Source organism: Zongyangia acetica, assembly GCF_038739695.1.
Classification (GTDB): Bacteria; Bacillota; Clostridia; order Oscillospirales; family Ruminococcaceae; genus Zongyangia; species Zongyangia gallinarum.
In genome coordinates this window covers 1-12,119 of sequence record NZ_JBBEWN010000009.1, presented here as the reverse complement: position 1 = coordinate 12,119, position 12,119 = coordinate 1, and the positions used below count along the sequence as shown (strand labels likewise).

Sequence of the window (12,119 nt, the reverse complement as noted above, 5' to 3'; positions counted from 1 at the left end):
TCACCTCACAATAACAGTATCCGTTTTTTCTTGAGCAAACTCAGAATGTTTTTAATGGTTTCATCTCGTGTTGCTGCCTTTTCCATCTGTACTTCTAAAATATTGTCCTGAATGTTATTTTGAAAATAGATGGTTTCCGTCAATTTCTGCCTGTTATAGGAATATAGCAGTTCAGACGAAGGACGAATACCTTTCTCATTCAGGTAAACAAGTTCTGCTACAGATAGATGTAGACCCGCATGACAGATCCATTCTAAAAGTTCTTTTTCTTTTGTGCTGAGTCTGGAAAAACGCATCTTAGGTTTTGTTTGACATAGGACGCACTGAGTCAAGATCTGATACTGAGCTAATTCACTCGTTTCCTCTCTATACTCAACCAAATTCATTCGTGCCAAATGCTGCAAATGCTTTTTCTGTTCTTCTGTTTTCTCATAGGCAAAAGAAAATCTACCGTCTAACCACAAGTCGGCTTCTAACCCAGTCAAGCGAAATTCGACCCCACACCGTGTTACAAATAGTAATTCTTCTGTAGACGGTCTTGCAACCATACCTTTCGAAATATACATTAGTGTTCACCTCGTTTTGAGCTTTACCTTATTACACGGTATCGCTCTCGAAAGTGTAACATTACAACAGATACATAGCAGCAACACATAAAGAAATGATCAATAACACTCCGATTGCAACTAAGCCAACCCGTTTCATCATCACCCAATCGATGCCTTCACGGTGTTTTCCAATGTCACTTGGTACGATGTCATCATAATACCCATCGTAAGAAGGATCGTTCTTTTCTGTTTCATTTGGTAATGTTTCGGTATTTTCTTGCGGAGGACGTTTCTTTTTTTTGGTCAATTTCTGAGCAGTAATACTCTTTTGGGCTTTGGGTTCTTTTTCCTCGTTAACCTCTTTTGAGTTTGAATGAGGTAATTCCTTTCCGCATTCCGAGCAAAAAGAAACGACGTCATCCACAAGGGATGCGCCGCAATATGGGCAGTATTTCATGTCAACACACTCCTTTGTATAAAATTTCGGTTTTAAAACCGTTCTCATCAAAGCCTAAGTGTGGATATTAAAAGTATACCACATAACAATTTGCATGTCATCGGCATCAACCTTGCCATTTATCTTGCCATTTTATATGCCATTTTGTTTTCACACAAAAAAATATAGAAATAAGATCAGTAAGAATAAGGTTTACAGTTTTACAAACAAATTAAAACCACTCTGTTGAGATATAGCATTATACAAAGTATAATAGTATTGAGAGGAAATATTATTATATAAATTGGATTGTTTAGGCGGAGGAATAACTATGAAATGTCCATTTTGTAATGTTGAAATGATACATGGTTATCTAAATTGTGGAATGACCTTATGGAGCACAAAGAAGCATAAAATCAGTTTGTTAACTGATGATGATGAAACATTTTCCCTTCAGCTTGGTAAGCCAGCACTGTCTCCTCATCACATAGAGAGTGACTGCTGTCCCAAATGCAAAAGAATCATTATTGATAGCTCCGGCTATAAAAACAATATTGATTGAACCCGCACTATCTAATTATCATTTTTTATTTCAACGATTCAAATTACTCATATTTCAAGGAGGTGCTAACTATGAAGAGGACACTTTGCATATTCCGAAGGTTTATTTTGTTTTTCTGCTTATCTTTTCTGATGTTGAATTTAATCCCACCACATGCATCCGCGAATTCAGCACAGACCCATTGGACCGGAACAACCGCTACAGGAGCTATTATCACAAATGATGAGTGTCCGATTGTCGTTGAGAATGAAAATTTGACATTTGATATTAACGAATTTCCAAAGCAGTACTACAATGAGTCCGAAGATTATTTGAGCTATAATGGAAAAGTGACTGCAGAGTACACTTTTTATAATCCAGCGGATTACACTGTAAACGCTGTACTTGCGTTCCCTTTTGGAACAGTCCCTGATTATGGGATAATTCGCAATTCGAAAACAGATGAAACAATCTGGACCGCAGATACAGAACGGTACAATGTATCAATTGACGGGACACCGATTGATAAACAACTACGCCACACATTTTCATTGAATGGATCCCAGTTTGAACTGAACAGAGATGTTTCCATGTTGCATAGCTCATATATGGATGATGAGTTTTACGAACCGGATTTACCTGTAACTCAATATACCTTTGTTGCGAGCAATGTGGATACTGAAACATATCGGGCTGCAAATGCGGCATTTATCTTCTCTGCAGATCAAAACAAAACAAAAATTCTGCTAGAAAATCAAAGTGGTGCCAAAACTCAAGATAATGGAATCCAAGTCGAAACTTGGGTTCAAGATGAACCGTTTGTTCTAAATGTAATTGGAAATCCATTGACTCAAATGCCAGAGTGGAAATTTTATGAAGATGGGTCTTGTGAAAAAGAAATTGATGGTACCATGACCCTGGTAAACACAAATGTCATAACATTTAAGGAACTGGCTCTATCTGAATATGAAGCAGATTCCGGCATTTTAGAATACGACTGGTATAATGCGATTGTAGAATCAATGAAATACTTCGAGTGGGAATATGGCGTTGTTCCTGGTTCAGAATTTCAATTTGACATCTCGAACCAGTTAATGCGCTGGTATGAGTATGAGATAGTATTGGAACCCGGTGAGAAAATAGTTAATACCGTGACTGCTCCTGTATATCCATCTATCAACACCAATTATGAGCCCCCTATTTACGAATACACATACCTACTGTCTCCTGCACAAAGTTGGAAAGACTTTGGCACTTTAAATATTATGGTGAATACACCATTTTACATGACAGAAAGCGGACCAGAGGGGTTTGAACAATCAAATAGTGGTTACATATGCAAGTTTTCAAATCTGCCAGAAGGTGAACTCACATTTACTCTCTGTTCCGATTCTAAGCCGACCGCACCTATCTTTAATAATTATTTGTCACCGATCCTTTTAATTTTTCTCGGAATAGTCCTTATATTTGCAATCGTGATTATTGTCGTTGTTGTTCTAATAAGAAAGCGTAGAACCTAATTTTCCATATATAAAAAAGTGGCGGTACAGTATAGACTGTACCGCCACAAAAATAGTTATCCTACATCATCCATTAAAGGGGATGATTTTATGATACTTTGGAACATCGATTCTCCGGAGTCCCCCGTTTGATATGTGCTATTATGAGATGTAATCGGTTCTTTCTTTCCTGACTGAAATTTAACAAGATACCAAGCTGATAACCAGGCTTCGTAATGTGTTTTTGTTATAAGCAGTAACTCGCTAAAGCTTTCAAAGGTCATGCTAATCGCCACATGATTTTCAGGTTTATTTCCGAATTTCGGGACTATCAATCCTTTATCATTGGCTTGTCCAGGACCACTGTCAGCTACAAATAGAAAATCGGATTTACTGCCACAGAGTAGCTGAGCTGTTCTTGATTGGCTCATTCCATCTTTCCGAGAACGACCTTGCTTTGCTAGCTTTTCTGCAGAAGTACCTCCAAGGCACTGATAAAGTGGAGTTTTATCTCCACTTTTTTTCTTATTCTGCAGCATATAGCGAAGCTCACCGCATTCAGTCTTTCTGCACAACTCAAGAAATTCATCTGCTGTAATGTAGATAGATATATAATTTGTTTGACGCTGGCCCGCCGGACGGCTAAGATCATATGTAGCAAAAACAAAATGGATCCTGCCTATTTCAAATGCATCGCTTAGGCTTTCAACAAAACATCCACGGGCATCCTTGCGAATAATTTGGTTTTGGTTGCGAGTATCATCCATGTTGTTTACCACCTTTCGGAATAGGCATAAGCTGCATCACTGTAAGAAGTTCTTCAGAACTTTTCTCAAACTGAGGCAGGAAATCTTTCTCCATATCATAGTCCAAATAAAGCTTAACAAAAGTAAGAGTCCAAACCTTTTCCATCAGCTCATCTTTTACTTTTCCTTCAGCCTTGCGGAAGATGGAGCCCAGCTTCATGATGGTATTGTTCCACTTGAAAAAGAACGGATCATCAATGGGAATTCCAAATTCATTCAACCATTCACTAACAGTGTGAGTTTCAGAATTATCACCGCATCCAGGATTTGTGAAAATGTATTCGGTTCCATACATTGCAACTGGATTTTTTTCTTTTTCATTTTCAAATCTAATACAGCGACCAATAGGAAACATTGCACATACAGCTGGTTTTGCTTTATGCACTGAACATTTTCGGTCTTTTAATAAAGGACATCTTTTAATGGAGCCTCTCGGTTTGAGCCTTACAATTGGCATTTTGGAATCGCTGCCTATATAATTCTCGCAATAAGTGATAAAAAAGTCACGGGGATTCAAACCAAGCTCTTTCGACATATTATATATATCTCTTGGCGTCAAAAGTATGTCTTCTCGATCTATGCAGCATTTACCGCACATAGTACAGTGGAATTTAAACGGCTCATCCAAACCAATTTTCATCTGATCAAAGTTATCCACGATTTCTTTCAATCTGTTATCCATAATTTTGTACCTCCAAAATATTTAAAGGCGCCGAAATAATTCGACGCCTTTTTGTGATTTTACATCCTGATCAGTTCCAAGTATCTCTGCCTGGAACAAATTCAACCTCAAGGTTTTCGCTGATTGGCATATCAGGTTCGCCGTAAAAGTCGTTGTCACATTTCGTATGGATATCCGCTTTACGCTCCTTATACGGATTGACATCAACATATACCTGACCATTCGACTCATAAACAGGTCTTTCCCAATCATCTCTACCTTTGTAGTTTAGTATAAGTTTTTTCATCATGATTTCCTTTCTGCCTTTATTGGCTTTAACATTTTCCGGCAAGTCTTCTCAAAGCAGCAATCAAGCAACTGTTGTTGTGCTTATATTGGTTGATAAAGGACTTGTCTAAATCAAAGTTTGAATACTTATAGTGAATGAAAAGCATCATTGCTCTCGGCTTATCACATTCCGGCACTTTTTCAAGTAGCCTTGCAATCTCTTGCACCGTACTGTACTCTTTTTCCCAGAATGCAAAATCCTGATTAGAGCACCGCTTCTGTATCCACTTTTTGACCGACATTTGCGGGCCAGTATTGTGATGCGGTTGTTCCATGCTGATAAATTGTTCATAACCGCCTTTTGCATTAGGTCCTACCGAAATAGGATATGTACGGCAAGCTCGCGGATTTACGCTGTGAATCGTGCATTTATTCTCTTTCAAGAATATACAAGCATCATCTTCACCTACTGTTTTAAGCATAAATACCAAATAACCAGATTCATGCAACAGTACCGGCTCAGCATAAGCAGCCAGAACATCATCAATAGAACACACCTTTTCTCCGGAGTCTCTGAAGAATTTTGCTAAGCGAAATGCATCGAGACTTTCCAGTGGTACGCTTTCCCGCACTCTTCTGCAGCAGGCGCCACATTGACTGCACCGAAATGAAAATCGGTCTGTTGTTTTTATCGGAACCATTTTTGCTATGAAATCTTTCATATGATCTTCCTTTCTGAACAAAATTCGATATCTCATGAGAGATGTTCTAAACCTGCAATGAACAGATCTTCTGTTTGCAACATCTGCAGGCGATAGACCGGCATACAATGCTCGTCCTCCGGGAAGATATTGTTTCCATCCGGAATAATAACCCTAAGCACTTTACGACCGGTTTCCTCGAATTCATCCAAACGGATATCACAATCCTCGTAAATTCCAGAAACATAGTCACCGGCATGAAATACTTCTCCTGACTGTACCCGCAGTCCAAGAGTGTTCAGAATGCGTGCTATCTCCTCATCTTTTATGCGCAACACAAGCTGGAAATCCATATGACCGTATCTCATCATTCCATGTGTATGCGCATTACATGCATAGGGCAAAAAACCTGTTTCGATATTGTTGCATTCATCACATGCTCCATTTGCCACACAGTGTATTACCCAGTCTATTTTGAGCGACATATTGATCCTCCTGATTTTTCAAATATTTTTTCATTGCGTACATTGCCTGATGGAGATCTTCGTCAAACAGATCCCATGATTCGATAAATTCCTGCATAGAACCTGAATCAAACAATCTTACTTCACTCAAACAGAAAATCTCACCATTCTCTTCGTCCGCAATGTCATAAGGCAGGCTAAGAACTCCTTCTTTAACCAAAACCAAAAAAGTTCCGAGATGTCTACCATCCGATATAGGATACGGCCAGCACAGCTCATTGTGATATTTCTCGCGATATTCTTCGCAAAAGTCCATCAATGCAGAGTGTGTAGATCCATTGTTTTGGAGGTATATAAGAAGCTGACTCATACTTCTGAGCTGCTTCAGATCAACACCCAGATTTTCTAATTGGATGTGACTCATATTATCTGAATCTTTTTCTTTCACATCAATTAAATAAAGAAATTCTCGGTCTATGTACTCTTTTATCCAATCTAATCCTAAGCTACGTTTCAGTAAAAGATCCGATAATCCCATTCCGAGTGCATTAAAAGAGACATCTCCATCATCACAATAGGTGTCTTCTCTCACTCGGTCTTCAGCTTCTACCGTATCAAAAACGAAGTCCAGTTCTGTTAAGTCAACTCTGTCATTCTGTATCGATATACCCCAGTAATCGTGATCATCCATTGAGGCGATACAATAAAAACAACGACCAAGCAGCTTCTGAAGTTCAGATGATACAGCCTTGGCTACATCAACCCAGGATAACTGTATTGATTTAATTTGAATCATTCACATTCCCTTTCTGCCATATATGGCTTGTAATATGTTGTATCTTCAAGATGGGACTGGTAGACCCCTATGCAAAGCCTGTGTTGAGAGTCTCGCTCAGGATTAAATTCTGCAAAACATATTTCTTCTAGCGGATCGTCCGTATTCCTATCCCAATAAAGATTGATTGCCGGAAAGTTTTCATCATCAATGGCAACGGCTTTTAAACGAGTGCCATCTGGTAAAGGTAATTCAATGCTTGGATAATCCTCCAGACTCATTTCATAACCTCCTGCCCAACTAATTCCGGTATGGTAGAGATATGAAGCAAATAATTTGTGTTCTGCGTTTCAAACTGAATCTCGGTCTGAGAAATGTTATCCATCCCCAGAACAGGTGATGTTCTGCGCAAAAACTCTCCTTCACAAATAAGAGCAGCTGCTCCAATTTGAATTGGGCAAATTAGGCTGCCTGTAATCTCAATACATTTTTTTTGCTGATTCATAATTGTGCTCCTTTCAAATAAATCTGATTTCTAAAGCAACGATTTCATTGTCTGATTTTTGAGCATAAACGCCATAGCAACCATCGCCATAGCCCGAAAAGCTATAAAAACCTTCCTCTGTAAGCCATACGCTCCCTTTTGCTATGCTGTCGCAAAATCTTGACCATTCATCATCACTATAATCTGGTTTGTTATGAAAAAAACCAGCCAGTCCTGCATCTACACCGATGGATCCTATTTCCTCCATGCTTTTTTGAGGTGGAATAATACCATTTAGATATATGCCAAGAATCCCAACATGCTTTTCCGTGTAAGTTTGCTCCTTCACGGAAAACTTTTCGGTATGATACCAAGCGATACAGGTATACAGGCCTTTTTTGATTGAGATGTTATTCATCCGACACCAAACATTCCTGCTATAACATGGATCCGTAACATCTACTGCTCCTTGAAAATCCTTTGTACCAATAATTTTTCGTCTCATAATCAGCCTCCAAAAAAAGCGGAACAGTTTCCTGTTCCGCCATAGTTTGTTCCAGCTTATTCTGCCAGCATGTTTTCAAATTCCTGTTCAGTCAGTGTAGGGATCCCGAGTTGCTGAGCTTTTGTCAGCTTGCTTCCGGCTTTCTCTCCAACAATTAGATAATCTGTATTTTTAGTAACAGAATTCGTAGGCTTTGCACCTAATTCTAACAGCTTTGTCTGAATGCCATCGCGGGTGTAATTCACTAACTTACCAGTTGCCACAACAGTTTTTCCGAAAAACGGATTGTTCGTATTTCTATTCATAAAATGATTCTCCTTTATAAACTCAACTTTACTCAATAACGGACGCCAGAGTTTGGCTTCCTGCTCATCTGCATACCATGCATAGATGTTATCGTTCATGATCTGTCCGAAATCAGGGAGGGTTGTAAAATCAAAACCGGATTGAATTGCAGCTTCAAAATCTTCCCATGAACCATGAAAATGACGATCCAGATCTCGACCAGCGTGCCTGCCAACCATGGGAATTCCCAAACCGGCAATGAACTTGGCCAATGTACAGCTGCGACTTTTCTCAATGGCTGCGTGAAGACGTTCATAGGATTTTTCACCAAACCCATCGGTATTGATAATCTCTTCACGATGGAGGTCCAAATCATACAAATCTCCAAAGTTCTGAATCCAACCATGCCCGATAAACTTCTCCAAAGTGACTGCAGAAAGACCTTCGATATTCATTCGAGTCTTCTCACAGAAGTGGCTAAACTTCTGTACCAGTTTTGCAGCACAGCGCGGATTTTCACAGAATAGCTGGCGAGTTCCACCGCTGGTTTTCTTTACGCTTAATGGTTGTCCGCAGCAGGGACACTCCATAGGTAAAGAGTAGGTGTTGCTCATCGTAGCATTTTCTGCAATTTGGGGAATGATCATGTTGGCTTTGTAAACCTTAATTTTGTCGCCCACTCCAAACTGGAATTCATCAAAAATGTCCAGGTTATGCAGATAAGCTCGACTGACGACAGCTCCATCCATGTTAACCGGCTTAAACAGTCCAGTAATACTTACCATACCTGTTCTTGTTGTTGCCAACTCCACACCGGAAAACTCAGTTTCATACAATTCATCCTGCCATTTTAGCGCGATTAACCTGTTTTCATGATGACCGGTCGCACCAAGACTGCGCCCATAGGAGATATCATCATACTCCATAATGAGGCCGTCTACAGGATATGCATATTTCTTTGGCTGGAAACTGTTAATGGCTTCACGCACCGATTTATCATCCACACCTGCATCCAGATGAATGTAAGGCACTACGGAAAATCCATTGTGCTCCAGGAAGTGCTGCTGCTCTAACTTGCTACCAGACTCCATTTCATCACTGACCAAATCAAATGCCCAAAACTCCAGCATTCTCTTTTTGGCTTCGCCGGCATCCAGTTTACGAACACTACCAGCTGCCAGATTTCTTGGATGGGTGTAGTCTCCTCCCAGACTGAGATTGACTTTCTCGAAATTTTCCCACGAAATGACGCCTTCACCACGAACCTCAAAGGATTTCTGAGTGGGTATGGTAAGAGGTACATTCAGAAAAGTGCGTACTGTATGGGTAACATCTTCTCCGATAATTCCTTCACGACCTCTTGTAATTGCTTGATGCAGTTTGCCATTTTCGTAGCGCAGCACCAAGGTGAGCCCATCCATTTTCCAACTGAGTAAGACAGGTTGACCGGCTGCAAATTTAACCAAGTCATCAATTGACTTGGTCTTATCTGCCGAAAGCATTGGTCTGGTATGGCGTACTGGTGTAAACTCCTCCAGAATGTCTCCGCTAACCTTTTGGGTTGGGGAATTGGAAAGAATCAAACCAGTATCATGTTCCAGTCCTTTCAGTTCGTCCAGTATGAGGTCGTATTCCCGGTCTGTCATAATAGGTCTGTCATCACGGTAATAGGCGATATCTGCTTCATTGATTATCGCTATTAACTCAAGCATTCTTTCGTGATTTGTTTTGTAGTTATTCGCACTCATGTGCAAGCTCCTTTCTTATAATATCTGGTCGATACTTTTGATTGAATGGAATGTAATCGCGCCATTTGGGATTATCAAAAATTCTGTCTGCATGCAATTCTAAAGCATATTGCTCAATTTCGTGCTTTCCATGCAGCCAGAGTGCAGTTTCCTTTATCCACTGGCAAAGATGCGCATATAATTCCTCTTCTTGATTTCTACTGATCAACTCATGAACAAGTCGTTCCCATTGTGAAACCTCTATGTCACCAATATTGGTCATCACTCCGGTTCGATAACCTGTCACACGGTTTTTACCGCTGCCAGAAATCGTATAGGACCTGCCGGTTCCATATCGCTTACGAAGATCTTCAAATTTTAAGCCATCTGAAGAAATTTCTTTCTCTCTCATGCTGGGATCTCCTCTTTCTGTTGAGCAGCAGAAGGATTTTTGTCCTGGGACAGGGACAGAAGAGCATATGGTGTGACCCATTCGGACCATTCTTCCATCGTGATGGTGTTCCCATGAACGACAATCCCAGGAATTTGATACAAGAACATCTGAATATAGGCCATCCACACACATCGGATGTCAATATCCCTGCCAATAAATAGGCATTTCTTCTGATAATCTATTCCTTTTCGTTTCATAGCCCATGCAGAAGCAAGAAACATCGCACCAGAGCCACAAGCAGGATCATTGACAGTAAATGGCTTTTCGTCAGGCAATTCATCAACCGGATTAACGAACATAGCCATCATACGGCAAATATGGTCATCCGTAAAAAATTGTCCATTCCATTCATTGTTTAGACCGAGCCTGTGATAGATACTTCCAAGAATATCGCTGGGTTCCTCCGAATGCTCTTTGACAGCCATATACATCAACGCAAACATTCTTGCATATGTAGACAGCATTTCCTGAGACATTCCGGAGACCATTTGTTGATATCGTTTTTCTCTTTCTTCCGCATATCTTGAATCTACCTGAGCATTAAGAGAGACAGCAAGCATTTCGAGAAATGTGGTAAACACATTGTTTAATCCTTGCGTTTGTCCTAATGTCTGGATTTCTTCGATGAGTTGTTCTGATGCGGATTTTTGTACTTTTTTAGCCATTTGCATCCCTCTCTATTACAATAAATTTGGACAGGAAAGCCGGGCAGCCAGTCCGGCTTTCTTTCCATCTCGTGCCTAAGCTACAATGAGAGGAGCAACTGGCTGACCAATCACTCCTTGGGCTTGTATGTCCGTGTGAAAGACTGTTAGCCATCCTCTCGTTGCAGCGTTCGATTTAAGCAGGTTGAACCACCGGATGTCGGAGAGTTCGTGTCACACAATAGATTGAATCGGCAGCGAGAAAAGATGGATTCCGGTTGCAGATTCTTTGTATTGGAGGAATGTGAATGAACTGCGTTGGCATCGATGTTTCCAAGGGTAAGAGCATGATTGCAGTCATGCGGCCCTTCGGAGAGGTAGTGGTTTCACCCTTTGAAGTACGTCACACCGCCAATGAACTGAGCGAGCTGGCAGGACTGCTCAAAAGCCTGGACGGCGAGACCCGTGTGGTGATGGAATCCACGGGTAATTACCATGCTCCGGTGGCCTGGCTGCTCCACGACGCGGGCCTTTATGTCTCGGTAGTCAATGCAATGCTGGTGCATGACTACGGAAACAACAGTTTAAGACGGGCCAAAACCGACAAAAAGGATGCCGTAAAGCTGGCCAACTACGGTCTTGACCACTGGCTCACATTGCCGAGATATATCCCGGAGGAGGATACCCGACTCATGCTGAAAATCTGCTACCGGCAGTACCAACAGTATTCCAAAGTTCAGACCATGCTGAAGAACAACTTGATCTCCCTGCTGGACATTGCTTTCCCGGACGCAAACCGCTTGTTTACCAGTCCGCCCCGCGCCGATGGCAGCGAGAAGTGGGTGGACTTTGTCGCTACTTTTTGGCATTGCGAGTGCGTTTGTGGCCGGTCTGAGAAGGCCTTTACTACCCAATACCAGAAGTGGTGCAGAAAGCACGGCTACAATTTCAGCGAGGATAAGGCGCTGGACATTTATGCCTCCGCCTGTGGACACTTTGGTGTCATGCCGAAAACGGATACAGCAAAACTTTTGGTAGAACAGGCCATTTCCCAACTCCGGGCAACTTCTTCCGCGTTAGCTGCTCTCAAACAGGAGATGCAATCCCTGGCAGCTTCTCTGCCGGAGTATCCTGTAGTGATGGGGATGTTTGGTGTTGGCCCAACCCTCGGCCCCCAACTCATGGCTGAAATTGGCGATGTACGCCGTTTTCATTCCAAAAAAGCGTTGGTTGCCTTTGCGGGTATTGACGCCCCGCCCTACCAATCCGGTCAAATAGATGTCCGTAGCCGTAGCATTTCC

At 41.3% G+C, this 12,119-nt stretch carries 17 protein-coding genes; 3 read left to right on the top strand and 14 right to left on the bottom strand.

Annotation, left to right across the window (positions count from 1 at the left end; translation table 11 throughout):
* Positions 1-5 precede the first annotated feature (5 nt).
* Both WGC32_RS09185 and WGC32_RS09180 read right to left on the bottom strand, forming a co-directional pair.
* Complete coding sequence (locus WGC32_RS09185; protein ID WP_342681474.1) at positions 6-566, bottom strand: hypothetical protein; 561 nt, start codon at positions 564-566, stop codon at positions 6-8.
* 61 nt (positions 567-627) lie between these two features.
* Positions 628-1,005: a zinc ribbon domain-containing protein gene (locus WGC32_RS09180; protein WP_342681473.1), complete on the bottom strand. Its 378-nt coding sequence runs from the start codon at positions 1,003-1,005 to the stop codon at positions 628-630.
* Between the two features lie 310 nt (positions 1,006-1,315).
* On the opposite strand from WGC32_RS09180, the gene WGC32_RS09175 reads away from it, so the two are divergent.
* Both WGC32_RS09175 and WGC32_RS09170 read left to right on the top strand, forming a co-directional pair.
* On the top strand, positions 1,316-1,546 hold the full coding sequence (locus tag WGC32_RS09175) for a PF20097 family protein (RefSeq protein WP_342681472.1): 231 nt from the start codon (positions 1,316-1,318) through the stop codon (positions 1,544-1,546).
* A gap of 71 nt (positions 1,547-1,617) precedes the next feature.
* Positions 1,618-3,045, top strand: coding sequence for a hypothetical protein (locus WGC32_RS09170; RefSeq protein WP_342681471.1), 1,428 nt, complete (start codon positions 1,618-1,620; stop codon positions 3,043-3,045).
* Between the two features lie 56 nt (positions 3,046-3,101).
* Here WGC32_RS09170 and WGC32_RS09165 read toward each other — a convergent pair whose 3' ends face one another.
* The 12 genes from WGC32_RS09165 to WGC32_RS09110 all read right to left on the bottom strand — a co-directional run bounded on the left by WGC32_RS09165 (position 3,102) and on the right by WGC32_RS09110 (position 10,839).
* Positions 3,102-3,791: a hypothetical protein gene (locus tag WGC32_RS09165; RefSeq protein ID WP_342681470.1), complete on the bottom strand. Its 690-nt coding sequence runs from the start codon at positions 3,789-3,791 to the stop codon at positions 3,102-3,104.
* Positions 3,784-4,512 carry a YkgJ family cysteine cluster protein gene (locus WGC32_RS09160; RefSeq protein ID WP_342681469.1) on the bottom strand — a complete coding sequence of 243 codons (729 nt, stop codon included), beginning with the start codon at positions 4,510-4,512 and terminating at the stop codon, positions 3,784-3,786. The genes WGC32_RS09165 and WGC32_RS09160 overlap by 8 nt, the downstream gene beginning before the upstream one ends.
* Positions 4,513-4,582: 70 nt before the next feature.
* The gene (locus WGC32_RS09155) at positions 4,583-4,801 is read right to left on the bottom strand and encodes a hypothetical protein (protein ID WP_342681468.1); all 219 of its coding nucleotides are present in this window, start codon (positions 4,799-4,801) and stop codon (positions 4,583-4,585) included.
* Between the two features lie 25 nt (positions 4,802-4,826).
* Positions 4,827-5,501 carry a YkgJ family cysteine cluster protein gene (locus WGC32_RS09150; RefSeq protein WP_342681467.1) on the bottom strand — a complete coding sequence of 225 codons (675 nt, stop codon included), beginning with the start codon at positions 5,499-5,501 and terminating at the stop codon, positions 4,827-4,829.
* Positions 5,502-5,533: 32 nt separating this feature from the next.
* Complete coding sequence (locus WGC32_RS09145) at positions 5,534-5,965, bottom strand: hypothetical protein (protein WP_342681466.1); 432 nt, start codon at positions 5,963-5,965, stop codon at positions 5,534-5,536.
* On the bottom strand, positions 5,913-6,740 hold the full coding sequence (locus WGC32_RS09140) for a hypothetical protein (protein WP_342681465.1): 828 nt from the start codon (positions 6,738-6,740) through the stop codon (positions 5,913-5,915). The genes WGC32_RS09145 and WGC32_RS09140 overlap by 53 nt, the downstream gene beginning before the upstream one ends.
* Positions 6,737-7,000: a hypothetical protein gene (locus tag WGC32_RS09135; protein WP_342681464.1), complete on the bottom strand. Its 264-nt coding sequence runs from the start codon at positions 6,998-7,000 to the stop codon at positions 6,737-6,739. The genes WGC32_RS09140 and WGC32_RS09135 overlap by 4 nt, the downstream gene beginning before the upstream one ends.
* Complete coding sequence (locus WGC32_RS09130) at positions 6,997-7,224, bottom strand: hypothetical protein (RefSeq protein WP_342681463.1); 228 nt, start codon at positions 7,222-7,224, stop codon at positions 6,997-6,999. Before WGC32_RS09130 ends, WGC32_RS09135 begins: the two co-directional genes overlap by 4 nt.
* Positions 7,225-7,237: 13 nt before the next feature.
* Positions 7,238-7,708: a hypothetical protein gene (locus tag WGC32_RS09125; protein WP_342681462.1), complete on the bottom strand. Its 471-nt coding sequence runs from the start codon at positions 7,706-7,708 to the stop codon at positions 7,238-7,240.
* A gap of 56 nt (positions 7,709-7,764) precedes the next feature.
* Positions 7,765-9,741 (bottom strand): NAD-dependent DNA ligase LigA, encoded by a 1,977-nt coding sequence (gene ligA, locus WGC32_RS09120; protein ID WP_342681461.1) that lies wholly within the window; start codon positions 9,739-9,741, stop codon positions 7,765-7,767.
* The gene (locus WGC32_RS09115; protein ID WP_342681460.1) at positions 9,728-10,132 is read right to left on the bottom strand and encodes a hypothetical protein; all 405 of its coding nucleotides are present in this window, start codon (positions 10,130-10,132) and stop codon (positions 9,728-9,730) included. Before WGC32_RS09115 ends, ligA begins: the two co-directional genes overlap by 14 nt.
* Positions 10,129-10,839, bottom strand: a complete 711-nt coding sequence (locus WGC32_RS09110) for an N-6 DNA methylase (RefSeq protein ID WP_342681459.1) — start codon at positions 10,837-10,839, stop codon at positions 10,129-10,131. Before WGC32_RS09110 ends, WGC32_RS09115 begins: the two co-directional genes overlap by 4 nt.
* Positions 10,840-11,126: 287 nt before the next feature.
* Between WGC32_RS09110 and WGC32_RS09105 the strand changes: the two genes are divergently transcribed.
* On the top strand, positions 11,127-12,119 hold a 993-nt coding region (locus WGC32_RS09105; protein ID WP_342681458.1), incomplete at its 3' end, for an IS110 family RNA-guided transposase.